An 18,008-nucleotide genomic window follows, 5' to 3' on the forward strand; every position below is an offset into this window, starting at 1 on the left:
GAACGCCCACGCACAGCACTGCGGCCCTCTAATGTGGTTCCATGTCCGACAACCTCGTCAACCCGCTCGATGACCCGGCCGCCGATCCGTTCGAGATCGCGGCGTCCGCGGCATCCGACATCGCGCGCCTCACCGGCGTCGACCACCACGACATCGCCCTGACCCTCGGCAGCGGGTGGGGCAAGGCGGCCGATCTGCTCGGCGAGACGGTCGCGACGATCCCCGCCACCGAGGTCACCGGATTCACGAAGTCGGCGGTCGCCGGACACGCCGGAACCCTGCGCAGCATCCGCGCCCGCGACGGCCGGCACGTGCTCGTCATCGGCGCCCGCACCCACTTCTACGAACGCCACGGGGTGCGCCGGGTCGTGCACAGCGTGCGCACCGCCGCCGCGACCGGGGCAGGGACCATGGTGCTCACCAACGGCGCCGGCGGCATCAAGGAGACCTGGACGGCGGGCACCCCGGTGCTGATCAGCGACCACATCAACCTCACCGCGGCCTCGCCGCTCGAGGGCGCCACGTTCGTCGACCTCACCGATCTGTACTCGCAGCGGCTGCGCGCCATCGCCCGCGAGGTCGACCCCACCCTCGACGAGGGCGTCTACTGCCAGTTCACCGGTCCCCACTACGAGACGCCGGCCGAGGTGCAGATGGCGAAGACCCTCGGCGGGCACATCGTCGGCATGTCGACGGCCCTGGAGGCCATCGCGGCACGCCAGGCCGGCATGGAGGTGCTCGGGTTCTCGCTGATCACGAACCTCGCGGCCGGCATCCAGAAGACCCCCCTCAGCCATGCCGAAGTCATCGAGGCCGGCCAGCTCGCCGAGCCGGTCATCACGAAACTCCTCGCCGAGGTGGTGGGTCGACTGTGAGCAAGCTGCTGAAGAGGGCCAAGGCCTGGCGCGACCAGGATCCCGACGAGCAGACCCGTGCCGAGCTGGCAGACCTCATCCAGCGTACGAAGGACGGCGACGAGGATGCCGAGGCGGAGCTGGCCGACCGGTTCGACGGCCGGCTGGAGTTCGGCACCGCCGGCCTGCGCGGCGAGCTCGGCCCGGGCAGCGCCCGCATGAACCGCGTACTCGTGTCGCAGGCGGCCGCGGGGCTCGCGGCGTATCTGCGTGAGAAGGCGGGCGAGGATGCCTCCCCCACCGTCGTCATCGGCTACGACGGGCGTCGCAATTCGCGCGTGTTCGCCGAGGACTCGGCGGAGCTGTTCGCCGGAGCCGGCCTGCACGCGGTGCTGCTGCCGCGCCTGCTGCCGACGCCCGTGCTGGCGTTCGCGGTGCGCCATCTGGATGCCGCCGCCGGCGTCATGGTGACGGCTTCGCACAACCCTCCGAACGACAACGGCTACAAGGTGTACCTCGGCGGGGAGGATGCCGGTTCGCAGATCGTCTCGCCGGCGGACGCCGAGATCGCCGCGCACATCCTGCGGGTCGCGGAGTCCGGCCCGGTGGGCGACCTGCCCCGGTCGACCGAATACGAGACCGCTCCCGAATCGCTCGTCGAGGCGTACGTGGCCGCGACCGCCGCGGTGGGTCCGGCTCCGGCGAGCGCCGCGGAGATGGCGTGGACCTACACGGCGATGCACGGGGTCGGGTGGGAGACCACCGCCCGCGTGCTGAAGGCCGCGGGGTATCCGGCTCCGACCACCGTGCTGGCGCAGATCCAGCCCGACGGCGCGTTCCCGACCGTCTCGTTCCCCAACCCGGAGGAGCCGGGTGCGATGGACCTGGCCTTCGCGACCGCGCGCGACAGCGGCGCGGAGTTCGTCATCGCGAACGACCCGGATGCGGACCGTCTCGCGGTCGCGATCCCGGATGCCGCGGCCGAGGCCGGCTACCGCCGCCTCACCGGCAACCAGGTGGGTCTGCTGCTCGGCTGGCGGGCCGCGCGCCTGTCGGTGACCGCGGGCCTGTCGGCATCCCTCGCCTGCTCGATCGTGTCGTCGCCCGGGCTGCAGGTGATCGCGGAGCGCTACGGGCTCGACTTCCACGCGACGCTCACCGGCTTCAAGTGGATCTCGCGCGCGCCGGGGCTGGTGTTCGGCTTCGAGGAGGCGCTCGGCTACCTCGTCAACCCCGACACGGTGCGCGACAAGGACGGCATCTCCGCGACGGTGGCACTGCTGCAGATCGCAGCCGAGGCCCGCGGCCGCGGGCTCACCCTCGCCGACGTGCTCGCGGCGTTCGAGGAGGAGTTCGGCTTCTTCGCCAGCGACCAGGTCGCGATCCGCGTCGAGGACCTCACCGTCATCGGGCGCATCATGGCGGCGCTGCGCGCGGACCGGCCGAGCGCGCTCGGCGACGTCGCCGTGTCCGGGATCGACGACCTCCTCGAGCCCGAGGGCGACGGCGAAGTGCCGCCCGCCGACGTGCTGCGGATGCGCCTGGAGGACGGCTCGCGCGTCATCGTGCGTCCGTCCGGCACCGAGCCGAAGCTGAAGGCGTACCTCGACGTGCGCGGAGATTCCGCGGAGGATGCCGCCTCTCGCCTGTCCGCGCTGCGCGAGGCCGTCGAGCAGCTGCTCGCGAGCGCGCAGCAGTGAGCGAGCCGATCACCGCCGCCGCAGCCGGCGCCGCGGCCTTCGCGGCGCCGGTGGTGCTCGAGAACGCGCACGTGCGGCTGGAGCCGCTGTCGCTCGCGCACGCGCGCGACCTCGCGGATGCGGCCGAGGGCCTCGAGCACGCCTGGTACACGTCGGTGCCGCGCCCGGACGACGTCGCCGCCGACATCGAGCGCCGGCTGGAGCAGGCGGCCGCCGGCACGATGAACCCGTTCGCGGTGCGGCGTCTCGCCGACGACCGCGTCGTGGGGCAGACGACGTTCCTCCACATCGACCAGCCCAACCGGCACGTCGAGATCGGTGCCACGTGGCTGGGGCTCACGGCTCAGCGCACCGCGGTCAACACGGCCGCCAAGCTGCTGCTGCTCGGACACGCGTTCGAGGCGTGCGGTGCGATCGCCGTCGAGCTGCGCACCCACTGGCACAACCGCCAGTCCCGTGCCGCGATCGCGCGGCTGGGCGCCAAGCAGGACGGCGTGCTGCGCAGCCACCAGCTCGGGCGCGACGGGACGATCCGCGACACGGTCGTGTTCTCGATCATCGCGGTCGAGTGGCCGGCGGTGCGGCTGGGCCTTCGCGAGCGACTGCAGCGGGCCGAGGGCGCACGATGACCCGTAAGCGCCTGATGAGCCTCATCGCCGCCATCCTCGCGCTGGTCGCCGGGCTCGTGCTCAGCGTGCTGCCGCTCTACAGCACGGCGTCGTCGACCACCTCCTCGAGCGGTGGGACCGTCCGCACCACCCAGACGCTGACGGTGCTGCAGGTGATGGGCGGCGGCTACCTCGTGATACTGCTGCTCCCGGCCGTCGTGGCCGCCGTCCCGCTGGTGCTGCGCGGGCGGGCGGCATCCATCGCGGCGGTGGTCGCCGCCGTCCTGGTGGTCTCGTTCACGGTGCTCGGCATCATGAGCATCGGGCTGTTCTACCTGCCGGCGGCCGTGTTCACGGTCATCGCCGCCGCCCTGCGGTCGGCGCCGCGGCATCCCTCCCCGTCGAACGGGGACGGCCTCAGCCGTCGATGACGGCGACCAGCTCGTCCAGAAACGCGGTGAACGTGGTCGCCGCCCGCAGGATGCGCTGCACGGACTCGCGTTCGCTGAACACCTCGACGAGCTGTTCGAAGACGGTCTGGAACGCCTCGCGGTCGGCCTCCGAGAAGGCGACCATCGCGACGACCTGCACCCGCCCGTCGCCCCACGGGATGGACGGGTCGGCGATGCCGATCGCGATCGCCGTGCGCGTGGCGGTCATCGTCAGGGCATGCGGCACGGCCAGGGCATCCGTGAACGCCGTCGACGACATCTCCTCGCGGGCGATCGTGCCGGTCACGTAGTCCTCGTCGATGACGCCCTGGCGGATGAGCAGCTCCCCGAGCTGCCGGATGACGGCCGCCTCCCCGACGGGCGCGAGGCCGTGCACGAAGGCCGACGCGTCGAGGTACCGCTCCAGCTCGCCGCGCAGCCGGGCCAGGCGCCGGGCCCGGCGCACGCGCCCCGCCACGGCCTGGACCCGCTCGATGTCGCTGTCGGTGAGGAACGGCTGCACCCGCACGATGCGATCGCCGGGATGCGCCGGGTCGATGGTCGTCAGCACCAGGTCGGTGTCGATCGCCGACCAGTCCGGGTCGACGCGGGTCTCCACGCCGACCACCTCGATCGCCGTCCCGAGCGACCGGTCCACGCTCGAGCGCAGCAGCTCCGACAGCTCGTAGTACCCGGGGCACACGATCGTGGCGGTGAGCAGCTGCGCGGCCCGCCGGCGCCGCTCCAGGCGTTCGCCGACGTGCATGGCGACGTACGCGATCTCGTCGTCGATGATCTCGTCGACGATGGGGGTGCCGAGCCGTTCCTGCAGCCGGCTGGTGATGAACACCGCCACCTCGAACAGCATCGGATACGTCGACTTCAGGGACTTGGTCAGCGGGTTGCGCGACCACGCGCGCTCGCGGGCACGCCTCTGCAGGTTCTCCACGTGCAGCGCGAGCCGGAGGATGAAGGCGTCGTCGGCGATGTCCACGAGGAACTCGGATGCCGCCTCCTGCACGACCTCCGTCACCGCCTGCTCGATGTCGGCGGCCGGGCGCACCGGCTCGGTCGCGCTCGGCGCGACCACCCGGGTGAGCACGAGGGTGGCGAGGTGGCGCAGATCCCCCGCGCCGAGCCGCACGCCGAGCCGCTCCTGCATCAGCCGGTCGATGAGCGCGGCGACCTCGGCGGTGGCATCCGTGGCGCGGCCGTCGACGCCGTCCAGGGGGCGTCCCTGGTCGACGCGGTCGGCAGCGATCGCGATGTGCATCAGGACGTCCGCGATGGCGTACTCGTTCACGAAGTAGCCGAGACGCCCGAGCTCCGCGGCCAGTTCCGCCTTGAACGGCCCGAACGCACCGGCGCCGATCGAATCCTCCCCGAGCGTGCGGCGCATCGCCTCCAGATCGAAGGCGCCCGCGTCGACCTCGTCATGGGCGAGCCGGCTGAGCAGGCGCCGCTGGGCGAGCTCTGTGCCCCGCAGCCGCGCCCGCGACGCCGACCGTTCCAGGGTCAGCGCGGTGCCGCCGAGCAGCCCCCGCACGCGTCCGAGGTCGGCATCCAGCGTGGCGTCGCTGACGTGCAGACGCTCGGCCGTGTCGTAGACGTCGATGCCGTCCGGGGCATCCAGCAGGGTGCGCACGAGGGTGTGCAGGCGGTCCCGCGGCGTTCCGGCATCCGTCCCGGTGCGCTGTGCCCGCGCCGCGCCGGGCCCGGCCCGGTATCCCTGCGGCCCCGATTCGATCGCCGTCTCCCCCGGGACGCGGGCGTTCACCGCCGTGACATAGGTGCGCACGCTCCGCGGGGTGACCCCGAGGGCGTCGGCGAGCTCGGCCGCGGTGATCCAATCGCCCGCGCGCGTCACCTGCGTGAGCAGGCGATCCTGTCGCGTTCTGGTCACCGTGGTCCTTCGCCCGTCGCCCTCGCCCGTCGCCTCTGCCGTGCGCTCCCAGTGTGGCACGCGTGCACCGGCCGGGGGCCATTGTGTGCGCTCCGAGGATTTTCCGCCGGGGCGGAAAGAGGTCTGGTTGCCGACGCTCCCACCGGATTCCCAGAATGAGACCGAGGAGGACGATCGATGAAGATCCTGGTGGTCTGCGGCGCGGGAGCCTCGAGCACCTTCGTCGCCCAGCGCCTGCAGCGCGCCGCCGACGCGGACGGGTTCGACTGCACCGTCACCGCGACGACCCTGACGCTGCTGGCCGACGAGCTCGCAGCCTGCGACCTCGTGCTGGTCGGACCGCACCTGAACGCCCGGTACGACCAGATCAGCCGGGATGCCGCGGCGCACCGAGCCCGGGCGACCCGGCTGCCCGCGGACGTCTTCGGCGACCTCGACGGCTCCCGCACGCTGTCGCTCGTCCGGGCGACCGCGGACGACCAGTCAGCCGGGCGTCCTCCCCTGACCCCCGCTTCCAGAGAGGACCCGTCATGACCCAGGCCACGAGAACCGTCCGCATCGGCTCGTCACACGGACTGCACGCCCGCCCCGCGAAGCTGTTCGCCCAGGCCGCGAAGGATGCCGGCATCCCCGTCACCGTCGCCAAGGACTCCGGGAAGCCCACCAACGCGGCCAGCATCCTCGGGGTGATCGCGCTCGGCATCGAGCAGGGCGACTACGTCACCCTCACCGCCGACGGCGACGACGCCGAAGGCGTGCTCGACACGCTGAGCGAACTGCTCACCACCGACCACGACGCCTAGGAGGCACGTCATGACCCTCACCGGGAACACGACGCTGCGCGGCGTCGGCATCGGGCAGGGAATCGCCCAGGGCCCGGTCGCGCGGATGTCGGAGCCGCTGCCCGCCCCCGACGACGCGCCGAGCGCGCTCACCCCCGCCGAGGAGACCGCGCGGGCACGAGCGGCGGTGTCCGCCGTCGCCCGCGAACTCGAAGCGCGCGGCGCCCGCGCCGGCGGCGCCGCCCAGGACGTGCTCGAGGCACAGGCGATGATCGCCGAGGACCCGACGCTGGAGACCGAGATCGACGACCGGATCGCCCGCGGAAGCACCGCCGAATGGGCCGTGCACGACGCCTTCCGCTCGTTCCGCGACACGCTCGCCGCCATGGGCGGCTACCTCGGCGAGCGCGCCGCCGACCTCGACGACGTCGCCCAGCGGGTGCTCGCCCGCCTCCGCGGCGTGCCGACTCCGGGCGTGCCCGATCCGGGGCATCCGTTCGTGCTCGTCGCCCGCGACCTCGCCCCCGCCGACACCGCTCTGCTCGATCTCGGCCAGGTGCTCGCCGTCGTCACCTCCGAGGGCGGCCCCACGTCCCACACCGCGATCCTGGCGCGCGAGAAGTCGATCGTCGCGATCGTCGGCGTGCAGGATGCCGGCGCGCTCGCGGACGGGCAGACCGTCATCGTCGACGCCGCCGCCGGGGTCGTCACCGCGGATCCGTCCGCCGACGAGCTCGAACGCGCACGGCGCCGCGCGGACGCGCGCCGGGCCGCGGCATCCGCCCCGCTCACCCCGGGCGCCCTCGCCGACGACACCCCGGTGCCGCTGCTGGCGAACCTCGGCAAGGCGGAGGGCGCCGACGAGGCCGTCGCGCTCGGCGCCGAAGGCGTGGGCCTGTTCCGCACCGAGTTCCTCTTCCTCTCCGCCGCGGCGGCCCCCACCATCGCCGAGCAGCGCGTCGCGTACGCCCGGCTGCTCGGCTCCTTCCGCGGCAAGAAGGTCGTCGTGCGCGTGCTGGATGCCGGAGCCGACAAGCCCCTCGCCTTCCTCAACGACGCCCACGAGGAGAACCCGGCCCTGGGCCTGCGCGGCCTGCGCGCCCTCCGGGCGAGCGAGGACATCCTCCGCGAGCAGCTCACCGCGCTCGCCGAGGCGGATGCCGAAGTCCGCGCCTCCGGCGAAGGCGCCGACCTGTGGGTCATGGCGCCGATGGTGTCCACCGTCGAAGAGACCGCGTACTTCACCGCGATCGCCCGCGACTACGGCATCCGCACCGCCGGGGTGATGGTCGAGGTGCCCTCGTCGGCGCTGCTGGCGGACCGCATCCTCACCCGCGCCGACTTCGCATCCATCGGCACCAACGACCTCACCCAGTACACGATGGCCGCCGACCGGCTCCTCGGCTCGGTGGCGTCGTTCCAGGATGCCTGGCACCCCGCCGTGCTGCGCCTCGTGCGCGAGGTCGGCGCGGCCGGCCGCGCGCTCGGAAAACCCGTCGGGATCTGCGGCGAAGCGGCCGCCGATCCCCTCCTGGCCGTGGTCCTCGTGGGCCTCGGCGCGACCAGCCTGTCGATGGCCCCCACCGCGCTCGCGGACGTCCGGGCATCCCTGCTGGCCCACACGCTCGACGATGCCCGCAGGCTCGCCGACGCGGCCCTCGCCGCGGACGACGCGGCATCCGCCCGTGCGGCCGCCCGTGCCGCATCCCCCACCAAGAAAGAGGCAGAACAATGACGACGACGTCACCCCCAGCCGCCGCTCCGGTGAGCGGCGGTCGCCGAGCCACGGTGCATATCCAGCGCTTCGGCACGTTCCTCTCCGGCATGATCATGCCCAACATCGCGGCGTTCATCGCGTGGGGCTTCATCACGGCCCTGTTCATCGCGACCGGCTGGCTCGGCTGGTGGCACCCGATCGCCCCCGTGCTCGGCGGCTTCGGCAACGCGAACGACATCGGCTGGCAGCACGCCATGACCCAGCTCGCGCAGGCGAGCGCCAACGGTGCCACGTTCCCGCAGTACGTGGGTCTCGTCGTGCCGATGATCACCTACCTGCTGCCGCTGCTCATCGCGAACACCGGCGGCCGGATGGTCTACGGCGAGCGCGGCGGCGTGGTCGCCTCGATCGCGACGCTCGGCGTGATCGTGGGAACGACCATCCCGATGTTCCTCGGCGCCATGGTCATGGGTCCGTTCGCGGCGCTCGTGACCAAGTGGATGGACCGGCTCTGGGACGGCAAGATCAGGCCCGGATTCGAGATGCTGGTCAACAACTTCTCGGCCGGCATCCTCGGCATGATCCTCGCCATCGTCGGATTCTTCGTGTTCGGGCCCGTGATGACGTACATCAGCGACGGTCTGGGCGCGATCGTGCACTGGCTCACCGCCGCACACCTGCTGCCGGCGCTGTCGATCATCGTCGAACCGGCGAAGGTGCTGTTCCTCAACAACGCCGTCAACCACGGCGTGTTCACCCCGATCGGCACGCAGCAGGCACTGGCCACCGGACGCTCGATCCTGTTCCTCGTCGAGGCGAACCCCGGCCCGGGCCTGGGCATCCTGCTCGCCTACACCTTCTTCGGGATCGGCGCGGCCCGTGCCAGCGCCCCGGGCGCGATCATCATCCAGTTCTTCGGCGGCATCCACGAGATCTACTTCCCGTACGTGCTGATGAAGCCGATCCTCGTCGTGGCGGCGATCCTCGGCGGGATGACCGGCGTGGCGACCAACGCCCTGTTCGGCAGCGGTCTTCGGGCCCCGGCAGCGCCGGGCTCGATCATCGCCGTCGTCCTGCAGACGTCCGGTGACAGCAACTTCGGCCGCCCGTGGGGCTATGTCGGCGTGCTGCTCTCGGTAGCCCTCGCGGCGACCGTGTCGTGCGTCGTGGCCTCGATCTTCCTGCGCGCCAGCCGCAAGCGGGATCTCGCCGCCGGCGGCGGGGACCTGGATGCCGCGATCGCGGCGACCCAGGCCAACAAGGGCAAGGACTCGGCAGCCCTGTCGGGTCTGCGCACCCGTGCGGCCGCGAACGCGGGCGCCGCGGAGCCGACGTCGCTGGTCGGCGCCCAGGCGGCCGACGCCGCCATCGCCGGCGGGGTGGTCACCGAGAAGCGGGTCGATCACATCGTGTTCGCGTGCGATGCGGGCATGGGCTCGTCCGCGATGGGCGCCAGCGTCCTGCGCAACAAGATCAAGAAGGCCGGCGTCGAAGGGGTCACCGTCGTCAACCAGGCGATCGCGAACCTCGACGGGACCGCCGACCTCGTGATCACGCAGAACCAGCTCACCGAACGCGCCCGCGACAAGTCCCCGGAGTCGATCCACGTGTCCGTCGACAACTTCATGAACGCACCCCAGTACGACGAGGTCGTGGACTTGGTGCGTCGACAGCACGAAGATCAGTAGACGGCGCGAATCCAGACGAAGGAGACAGACCATGGCAGATCAGGTCCTGGCGATCGGGAACATCCGGATCCACGAGGGGTCGGCGACGCAGCTCGAAGCCATGCGGGAGGCCGCAGACATCCTGCAGGCCACCGGCGCGGTCACCTCGGAGTACTTCGAGGCGATGCAGAGCCGGGAGGAGACGGTGTCCACCTACATGGGCAACGAGCTCGCCATCCCGCACGGCACCAACGAGATGAAGCGGGCGATCCTGGATTCGGCGCTGTCGTTCGTCCGCTACGACGGCGGAGTGGACTGGTCGGGCGGGGACGTCACCTTCGTGGTGGGCATCGCCGGCAAGGGCGACGAGCACCTGGAGATCCTGTCGCGCATCGCGATCCTCTTCTCCGACGAGGACGAGGTCGCGGCGCTCAAGCAGGCATCCACCCCCGAGGAGCTCTTCGAGCTCCTCGGGTCGGTCAACGAGGGGTGACGGCGTCGTGAAGGCGGTTCATTTCGGCGCCGGCAACATCGGCCGCGGGTTCGTCGGGCTGCTGCTGCACCGCGGCGGGTACGAGGTGGTGTTCTCGGATGTCGCCGGGGCCCTCGTCGATGCGATCAACGCGGTCGAGAGCTACACAGTGCACGAGGTCGGCCCGGGGGGCGTCGACACGGTCGTCACCGGGTTCCGGGCGCTCAACAGCGCCGCGGATCCGGATGCCGTGGCCGCCGAGGTCGCGACGGCCGATGTCGTCACGACCGCGGTCGGCCCGACCGTGCTGAAGTTCGTCGCGCCCCTGGTCCTGGCCGGGCTCCGCCGTCGTGATCCGGCCCTGCCCCCGCTGCAGATCATGGCGTGCGAGAACGCGATCGGCGCCACCGACCTGCTGCGGGTGGAGATCGTCGGGCTCGCCGGCGAGGAGTGGGATGCCTCCCGCGCGGTGTTCGCCAACACCGCCGTCGACCGCATCGTTCCGGCGCAGCCGGCCGACGCGGGCGTCGACGTCACGGTGGAGCCGTTCTTCGAGTGGGCGATCGAACGGCGGCCCTTCGGGGAGCATCCGCCGGTGATCCCCGGCGCGCACTTCGTCGACGACCTGGCCCCGTACATCGAGCGGAAGCTGTACACGGTCAACACCGGCCACGCCGCCACCGCGTACTTCGGAGCGCTCGCCGGGTTCGACGAGATCTCCGACGCCCTGGGCGACCCGGCGATCCACGCGCGGGTCGCGGCCGCGCTCGAGGAGACCTCCGAGCTGCTCGCGCAGCGGCACGGGCTGGACCCGGCCGAGCTCGCCGAGTACCGGGCGACGATCCTGGAGCGGTTCCGCAACCCGGCGCTCGCCGACACGGTCTGGCGGGTCGGGCGGCAGCCGATGCGCAAGCTGTCCCGGCACGAACGGTTCATCGGCCCCGCAGCGGCGGCCGCCGAGCTCGGCCTCGAGGTCGACGCGCTCGTCGGCGCGGTGGGGGCCGCGCTGTCGTTCGACGACCCCGCCGACGCCCAGTCCGTCGAGCTGCAGCGCCTGCTGCACACGACGGATGCTGCCGAGCTGACGGGCACCCTCACGAGCCTGGACTCGGAGCATCCCCTGTTCCCGCTCGTGCAGGCCCAGGTCGCCGCCCGCCAGGCGACCCTCGCCTGACCGATGCCGGGGCCCCACGGGGTCCCGGCATCCGGTCGTGTCAGGGCATCCCGGACGGATGCCCCGAGGCTACGCGACGGCTTTCACGCGGGGGTCGACGAACACGTACAGGATGTCGACCACGAAGTTCGCGAACACGATGAGGAACGCGGCGAACAGCGTGAACCCCACCACCAGCTGCAGGTCGACCGAGTGCACGGCGTCGATGAGCAGCGCCCCGATGCCCTGCATCGAGAACACCTTCTCGGTGATGACCGTGCCGCCCAGCAGCGCGCCGAGGTCGAGGCCGAAGATCGTCACCACGGGGATGATCGCGTTGCGCAGGGCGTGCCGCGAGATCACCTGGCGCTCGGCCAGGCCCTTGGCGCGCGCGGTGCGCACGTAGTCCTCGCCCATCTGCTCGATCATCTGGCCGCGGGTCAGACGGGCGTAGATGGCCGCGCTGATGAACGCGAGGGTGCACCACGGCAGCACGAGGTGCGTGAACCACTGCACCGGGTCTTCGGTGAGGGGCACGTAGCCGCCGGTGGGCAACCAGCCGAGCGTGAACCCGAACACCAGGATCGCGAGAAGGCCGACGAGGTAGCTCGGCGCCGAGACGCCGGCGATCGCCACGGTCATGACCGTGCGATCCATCCAGGTGCCCCGCTTCAGAGCGGATGCCACCCCGCCCGAGACGCCGGTCACGAGCCACAGGATCGCGGCGCCCACCGCGATCGATGCGGTCACGGGGAAGCGGGACACGATCAGCTCGGTCACCGACGCGTTCTGCTGGAAGGAGTAGCCGAAGCACGGCGCCGAGCACACGACCGCCGCAGCGCCGTGCCCGAACGTACGACCGGTGACGATGCCGGACAGGAACTCCCACAGCTGCTGGTACCAGGGCAGGTTCGTGCCCATGAACTCCTCGGCGCGGGCGAGGTTGTCGGGGGTGCACGGCTTGCCGCAGGCCAGCTGCGCCGGGTTGGTGGGCAGCAGGTAGAAGATCGCGTACGTGACGGTGGCGACCACGAGCAGCACGAGGAGCATGCCCAGCAGACGCGTCGAGATGAAGCGGAGCATCGTCATCGGCGGGCTCCCTTCGGGTCGAGTGCGTCGCGCAGCCCGTCGCCGAGCACGTTGAACGCCAGGGTGATGAAGAACAGGGCGGCACCCGGGAAGACGAGGTACATCGGGTCGGTCTGCACCCAGCCGATCGCGTTGCTGATCGTGCGGCCCCAGCTGGGCGTCGGCGGCGGCACCCGACGCCGAGGAACGACAGGGCGGCCTCGAAGCCGATCATCGACGGCACCAGGATCGTCGTGTACACGATGATCGTGGCGGTGACGTTGGGCAGCACCTGGGTGAACGCCACCCGCCACGGGCCCGCGCCCATCGCGGTGGATGCCGTGACGAAGGAGCGCTCCCGCAGCGACAGCGACTGCCCGCGGATGACGCGGGCGATCGGCGGCCAGCCGAAGAACCCGATCACGAGGGTCATGAACACGGGCTTGGGGATGTTCGGCGGCACGATGGCGGTCAGTGCGATGAGGAAGACGAGCACCGGGAATCCGAACATGACGTCGACCACTCGGCTCATCACGCGGTCGTACCAGCCGCCGAAGAAGCCGGTCGTCACGCCGACGAGCACACCGATCAGCACGGCGATGATCGTGGCGGTGATGCCGACGCCGAGCGAGAGCCGCGCCCCGTAGACGACGACCGAGAACAGGTCGCGGCCGTTGAGCGGCTCGACGCCGAACCAGTGCTCCCAGCTGATGCCGCCGCCCCAGCCCTTCGGGGCGCCGGTGTCGGTGAGCAGATCCAGATGGTAGGTGTACGGGTTCTGCCCGTTGATGCCGGTGATGAGGGGCGCGAAGACCGCGGCCAGCAGGTAGACGGCGATGATGATCGCGCCGGCGAACGCCCAGCGGTCGCGACGGATGTGGCGTACGACCTGCCGGAAGCCGCGGCGCGGGGGCGCGACGATCGGTTCGCCCTCGACGGTGTTCGCGCTGCTCATGCGGCCTCCCCCGCTGCCGGCTCGGCGGCGGCATCCGCCATCAGGCGCCGCCAGGCCTCGCGGCGCACGGTCTGCTCGGCGGGATCGGCCACCGGCGCCGCGGCGAGCAGGCGCCGAGTGTACGGGTCGCGCGGGTCGGTGAGCAGCGCCGTCGCCGCCCCGGATTCCACGATCCGCCCGCTGTGCAGCACCGCGACCTGGTGGGCGATCTGCTGTACGACGGCGAGGTCGTGGCTGACGAACAGGCACGCGAAGCCGAGGTCGCGCTGCAGCGACGTGAGCAGCTCCAGCACGCGGGCCTGCACCGAGACGTCCAGGGCGCTCGTGGGCTCGTCGGCGATGAGCAGGGTCGGCGACAGCGCGACGGCGCGGGCGATCGCCACGCGCTGGCGCTGGCCGCCGGAGAGCTCGTGCGGATACCGCTCGGCATAGGCGGCCGGAAGCTGCACAGCATCCAGCAGCTCGGCGACGCGCGCCGCGCGCTGCGCCTTGCCCTGTGCCGTGTGCAGCCGCAACGGCTCGGAGATCGAGTGGCCGATCGTGTTGCGGGGATTCAGCGACGACGCCGGATCCTGGAAGACGTACCCGATCTTGGTGCGCACACGCCGGAGCGCCCCGCGGGAGGCTTTGCTCAGGTCGGTTCCGGCGACCTCGACGGTTCCGGATGCCACCGGCACGAGGCCGGCGAGGGCCCGGCCGAGGGTCGACTTGCCCGACCCGGACTCGCCGACGAGTCCGAACGTCTCGCCCGCGGGGACCTCGAACGACGCCCGGTCGACGGCGCGCACCTCACGGCTCCCCCAGCCGGACGAGCCGTAGACGATCGAGACGTCCTGTACGCGGACGGCGGCATCCTTCACCGGCGCCTCGCGGAAGGGGGCTCCGGCATCCGCGTCCTGCTCGGTCGCGTCGCCGAGCTTCTTCAGGCGCGGCACGGCGCGGAGGAGCTCCTGCGTGTACTCGGCCTCGGGGGCGCGGAAGAGGGTCGTGACGTCGGCCTGCTGCACGACCTCGCCGCGGCGCATCACCACGACGTCGTCGGCGAGGTCGGCGACCACGCCCATGTCGTGGGTGATGAGGAGGATCGCCACGCCCCGCTCGTCGCGGAGCCGGCGGAGGAGGTCCAGGATGCCGGCCTGCACGGTGACGTCGAGCGCCGTCGTCGGCTCGTCGGCGATCAGCGCGATCGGATCGCAGGAGATCGCCTGCGCGATCATGGCGCGCTGCAGCTGCCCGCCGGACAGCTCATGCGGGTACGACTTCGCGATCCGCGCGACGTCCCGCAGCCCGACCGACGAGAGCAGATCGTGCACGCGCTCAGTGACGCGCGCCGACGGCACGCGGGTGTGCGCGGTGATCGCCTCGCCGATCTGGTCGCCGATCCGGTGCACCGGATCGAAGGCATTCATCGGCTCCTGGAAGATCGTGCCGATGAGTCCGCCGCGCACGCGCCGCAGGGCCTGCGGCGACGCACCGACGAGTTCGTCGCCCTGCAGGCGGATGCTGCCGGTCACGTGCGCGGTCGACGGGAGGAGGCCGAGCACCGACATCGCGGTCACGGACTTGCCGGAACCCGATTCGCCGACGAGCGCGAGCACGCGCCCGGCGCGCAGATCGAAGCCCACGCCGTCGACGACGGTGCGGGCCGGGGTGTTGTCGCCGGTGCCGCCGGTGAACGCGATCGAGACCGCGTCCACCGACAGCACGACGTCTGTGCGAGGGTCGCTCACTGGGCGAGCGTGACCTTCAGGTAGTTCGGGTAGGCCGGGAACGACGCCACGAAGAAGTTCTGCACGTTGCCGCCCCGCAGGAACGACTGCCGCGCGTAGGTGAGCGGCACGATCGGGGCATCCTCCATGATCTTCTTGTCGATGTTGGCCCACTGCGTGTCGGCCGCGGACTGGTCGATGGTGGCCTGAGCCGCATCGATCAGCTTGTCGACGTTCGGGTTGTTGTAGTGCGACAGGTTGAAGCCGCCGTTGCCGATCTGGTCGGACGCGAACAGGGGCTGGATGTTGCCCGCCGCCGACGGGAAGTCCGGCTGCCAGCTCGACAGGGCGAGGTCGTACGACGCGTTCGTCGTGGTGACCTCCGTGTAGAACGTGTTCGAGTCCATCGGCTTGATGGTCACGGTGATGCCCGCACGCTTCAGGCCCTGCTGGATGGCTTCGGCCTGCGCCTGGCTGGAGGCGTCGTTCTGGGTCCACAGCGTGAGGTTCAGCGACGAGACGCCGGCCTCGCTCAGCAGCGCCTTCGCCTTGGCGACGTTGCCGTCCTCACCGGCCGGGTACAGGTCGTACTGCACGCGTCCGGGGATGCCGGGGGTGATCAGCGTGGTGGCGCGGATCGCGGCCTGGTTGCCGCCCTGGGCGATGATGAACGCCTTCGGGTCGACGGCGTAGTTGATGGCCTGACGGACCTTGAGGTTCTTCAGGTCGCCGCGGGTCGTGTTGATCGCGAGGTAGTTGATCGGACCGGCCTTCGAGGTGACCAGGCGCGACTTGGCGTCGGCGTTCTGGTTGACCAGGTTCAGCTGGGCGGCGCCGAGGTAGTCGGCCATGAAGGAGTCCTGCGCGCTCCCGGCGTTCGAGATGAGCGACTGGGCGCTCGTGGAGACGTCCTGGCTCTCCTTGTAGATGATCTGGTCGGGGCCGCCGGTGCGGACGGCGTCCTGGTTCCAGTACTTGTTGCGCACGAGCGTCAGCTGGGTGCCCTGCTGGTTGCTCTTGACCTCGTACGGGCCGGACGCCACCGGGTTGTTGGTGTACGTGTTGGGGTTGTCCTTGGCCTTGGGGACCGGGGCGAACGCCGGCATCGAGGCGATCCACGGCCAGTTGCCGTACGGCGCCTTCAGGTGGAACACGATCGTGGTCGCGTTCGGCGTCTCGATCGACGCGAGCTGCTTGCCGGAGTACGGGCCCTGGTAGGTGTCGCCGCCGACCAGCAGCGACTTGTGGTAGCTCAGGCCGCCCGACAGTTCGGGGGCGAACGAGCGCTCGATGCCGTACTTGATGTCGGCGGTCGTGATCGGGGTTCCGTCCTGGAACTTCAGGCCCGACTTGAGCGTGTAGGTCCACGTCTTGCCGCCGTCGCTGGGCACGCCCGTGTTGGTGGCGAGGTCCGGGACGACCTTCGGGTCCTTGCCGGCCTGGATGTCCCACGTGGTCAGGCGCCGCACCAGCAGGCCGAGGGTCGTGATGGCCAGGTTCTGGCTCTTGGCCGGGTCGAGGTTGATCTGCGTCTGCTGCGTCAGGATCGTCAGCGTCCCGCCCTTCGCGGAGGTCGGGGACGCCGATCCACCCCCGTTCGAGGTGCCGGTGCATCCGGTCAGCAGGAGTGCTGCCGCGGCGGCGAACGCGATCGCGCCCGTCACTCGATTTCTCATGGTCTGCCTCTCTCGCGCCCGGGGTGCTGTGGCGGGCGCTGTGGAACGGGGATGGGGTGGATCCATGGTCGCTCAGTGCGACCAACAGACCCAACCGCGTCGTCATGCGGCGTTATTCCGCCCGGTCGGGCGGCGCGTCGCCGGCGGCGTCAGTCCCCGAAGCCCTCGGTGATGATGTCGATGAGCTCCTCGCGCTCCTCGACGGGCAGGAAGGATGCGGCGGCGGCGTTGATCTGGAAGGTCTCGAGGTCGTCGAGGCCGTAGTCGAACGCCTCGACCAGCAGCGCGAGCTCGCGAGTGAGCGAGGTGCGGCTCATGGTGCGGTTGTCCACGTTCACGGTGACGGCGAACCCGAGCTGGTAGAGCAGGTCGAACGGGTGGTCGGCCATCTCGGTGCCCCACGCCGCGATGGCACCGGTCTGCAGGTTCGACGACGGCGACAGTTCCAGCGGGATCTCGCGGTCGCGCACCCAGCGGGCCAGGTCGCCGAACTCGACGAAGACCTCCTCGCCCTCGCGCGACACGATCTGCAGGTCCTGCGCGATGCGCACGCCGTGCCCGAGCCGCAGCGCGCGGCCGTCGAGGAGGGCGGAGCGGATCGAGTCGAGGCCGGCGGCCTCGCCGGCGTGGACCGTCGTGGGGAAGAAGCTCTCGGCGAGATAGTCGAACGCGGGACGCAGACGCGACGGCGGGAAGCCGTCCTCGGGGCCGGCGATGTCGAATCCGACCGCTCCGCGGCCGCGCCAGTCCACCGCGAGGCGGGCGATCTCCAGCGAGCGGTCGGTGTGACGCATCGCGGAGATGAGCTGACCGACCCGGATGTCGTGCCCGGCATCATCCGCGGCGTCCTCGCCCTGCTCGATGCCCTCCTGCACCGCCTCGACGGCCTCGTCCAGGCTCATCCCACGGGTCAGGTGCTGCTCGGGCGCCCAGCGCACCTCGCCGTACACGACGCCGTCGGCGACGAGGTCCTCGACGAACTCGCGGGCGATGCGGGTCAGCGCCTCCGCGGTCTGCATCACGCCCGTGGTGAGGTCGAACGTCTTCAGGTACTCCACCAGGGAACCCGAGTCACTCTTCTCGGCGAACCAGTCGGCCAGCTCCCCGGCATCCTGCGACGCCACCTCGATGCCGGCTTCGTCGGCGAGCTCGATGACGGTCTGCGGCCGGACCGCGCCGTCGAGGTGGTCGTGCAGCGACACCTTGGGCAGGCTTCGCAGCGAGACGCCGTCGACGTGTGCGTCGCCGTTCTGATCGATGGGCATGACGACTCCTCGGGTGTTCGGGTGGAGGGTGCTGCAAAAGCCTACGCG

The 18,008-nt window shown here is 71.2% G+C and carries 16 protein-coding genes and 1 pseudogene; 10 read left to right on the plus strand and 7 right to left on the minus strand.

Annotated elements, in window-relative coordinates; all coding sequences use genetic code 11:
- The first annotated feature begins 41 nt into the window (after positions 1–41).
- The 4 genes from LK09_RS02265 to LK09_RS02280 are packed head-to-tail and all read left to right on the plus strand — an operon-like array spanning position 42 to position 3,593.
- The gene (locus LK09_RS02265) at positions 42–875 is read left to right on the plus strand and encodes a purine-nucleoside phosphorylase (RefSeq protein WP_039395299.1); all 834 of its coding nucleotides are present in this window, start codon (positions 42–44) and stop codon (positions 873–875) included.
- A complete protein-coding gene (locus LK09_RS02270) occupies positions 872–2,554 on the plus strand; it encodes a phospho-sugar mutase (RefSeq protein WP_039395302.1) in 1,683 nt (560 codons plus the stop codon). Before LK09_RS02265 ends, LK09_RS02270 begins: the two co-directional genes overlap by 4 nt.
- Positions 2,551–3,183 carry a GNAT family N-acetyltransferase gene (locus LK09_RS02275; protein WP_231562930.1) on the plus strand — a complete coding sequence of 211 codons (633 nt, stop codon included), beginning with the start codon at positions 2,551–2,553 and terminating at the stop codon, positions 3,181–3,183. Before LK09_RS02270 ends, LK09_RS02275 begins: the two co-directional genes overlap by 4 nt.
- Positions 3,180–3,593 (plus strand): hypothetical protein, encoded by a 414-nt coding sequence (locus LK09_RS02280; RefSeq protein WP_156138619.1) that lies wholly within the window; start codon positions 3,180–3,182, stop codon positions 3,591–3,593. Before LK09_RS02275 ends, LK09_RS02280 begins: the two co-directional genes overlap by 4 nt.
- On the opposite strand, the gene LK09_RS02285 is transcribed toward LK09_RS02280, so the two are convergent.
- Positions 3,580–5,496: a BglG family transcription antiterminator gene (locus LK09_RS02285; RefSeq protein ID WP_052226319.1), complete on the minus strand. Its 1,917-nt coding sequence runs from the start codon at positions 5,494–5,496 to the stop codon at positions 3,580–3,582. The genes LK09_RS02280 and LK09_RS02285 overlap by 14 nt on opposite strands.
- Before the next feature lie 177 nt (positions 5,497–5,673).
- On the opposite strand from LK09_RS02285, the gene LK09_RS02290 reads away from it, so the two are divergent.
- Genes LK09_RS02290 through LK09_RS02315 form a run of 6 tightly spaced genes read left to right on the plus strand, consistent with a single transcriptional unit; the run spans position 5,674 to position 11,308 of the window.
- The gene (locus LK09_RS02290; RefSeq protein ID WP_039395308.1) at positions 5,674–6,030 is read left to right on the plus strand and encodes a PTS sugar transporter subunit IIB; all 357 of its coding nucleotides are present in this window, start codon (positions 5,674–5,676) and stop codon (positions 6,028–6,030) included.
- The gene (locus tag LK09_RS02295) at positions 6,027–6,299 is read left to right on the plus strand and encodes an HPr family phosphocarrier protein (RefSeq protein ID WP_039395310.1); all 273 of its coding nucleotides are present in this window, start codon (positions 6,027–6,029) and stop codon (positions 6,297–6,299) included. Before LK09_RS02290 ends, LK09_RS02295 begins: the two co-directional genes overlap by 4 nt.
- Positions 6,300–6,309: 10 nt before the next feature.
- The gene (gene ptsP, locus LK09_RS02300) at positions 6,310–8,013 is read left to right on the plus strand and encodes a phosphoenolpyruvate--protein phosphotransferase (protein ID WP_082007998.1); all 1,704 of its coding nucleotides are present in this window, start codon (positions 6,310–6,312) and stop codon (positions 8,011–8,013) included.
- Entirely contained in the window at positions 8,010–9,683 is a 1,674-nt protein-coding gene (locus LK09_RS02305) for a PTS mannitol transporter subunit IICB (protein ID WP_039395313.1), read from the plus strand. Before ptsP ends, LK09_RS02305 begins: the two co-directional genes overlap by 4 nt.
- A 31-nt stretch (positions 9,684–9,714) precedes the next feature.
- Entirely contained in the window at positions 9,715–10,155 is a 441-nt protein-coding gene (locus tag LK09_RS02310; protein WP_039395316.1) for a PTS sugar transporter subunit IIA, read from the plus strand.
- Between the two features lie 7 nt (positions 10,156–10,162).
- Entirely contained in the window at positions 10,163–11,308 is a 1,146-nt protein-coding gene (locus tag LK09_RS02315) for a mannitol-1-phosphate 5-dehydrogenase (protein ID WP_039395319.1), read from the plus strand.
- Between the two features lie 69 nt (positions 11,309–11,377).
- Here LK09_RS02315 and LK09_RS02320 read toward each other — a convergent pair whose 3' ends face one another.
- From LK09_RS02320 to LK09_RS02340, 6 genes and pseudogenes are all read right to left on the minus strand, one after another.
- Positions 11,378–12,376: an ABC transporter permease gene (locus tag LK09_RS02320; protein ID WP_039395322.1), complete on the minus strand. Its 999-nt coding sequence runs from the start codon at positions 12,374–12,376 to the stop codon at positions 11,378–11,380.
- Complete coding sequence (locus LK09_RS21885; protein ID WP_231562931.1) at positions 12,373–12,549, minus strand: hypothetical protein; 177 nt, start codon at positions 12,547–12,549, stop codon at positions 12,373–12,375. Before LK09_RS21885 ends, LK09_RS02320 begins: the two co-directional genes overlap by 4 nt.
- 59 nt (positions 12,550–12,608) lie before the next feature.
- A pseudogene (locus LK09_RS02325) lies at positions 12,609–13,310 on the minus strand (ABC transporter permease); the annotation flags it as partial.
- On the minus strand, positions 13,307–15,040 hold the full coding sequence (locus LK09_RS02330; protein ID WP_082007999.1) for a dipeptide ABC transporter ATP-binding protein: 1,734 nt from the start codon (positions 15,038–15,040) through the stop codon (positions 13,307–13,309). The gene LK09_RS02330 and the pseudogene LK09_RS02325, both read right to left, overlap by 4 nt.
- Entirely contained in the window at positions 15,037–16,695 is a 1,659-nt protein-coding gene (locus tag LK09_RS02335) for an ABC transporter substrate-binding protein (RefSeq protein ID WP_039395325.1), read from the minus strand. The genes LK09_RS02330 and LK09_RS02335 overlap by 4 nt, the downstream gene beginning before the upstream one ends.
- Positions 16,696–16,844: 149 nt before the next feature.
- Positions 16,845–17,960 (minus strand): adenosine deaminase, encoded by a 1,116-nt coding sequence (locus LK09_RS02340; RefSeq protein ID WP_039395328.1) that lies wholly within the window; start codon positions 17,958–17,960, stop codon positions 16,845–16,847.
- Positions 17,961–18,008: the final 48 nt, after the last annotated feature.

This window comes from Microbacterium mangrovi (genome assembly GCF_000802305.1).
Taxonomy (GTDB): domain Bacteria; phylum Actinomycetota; class Actinomycetes; order Actinomycetales; family Microbacteriaceae; genus Microbacterium; species Microbacterium mangrovi.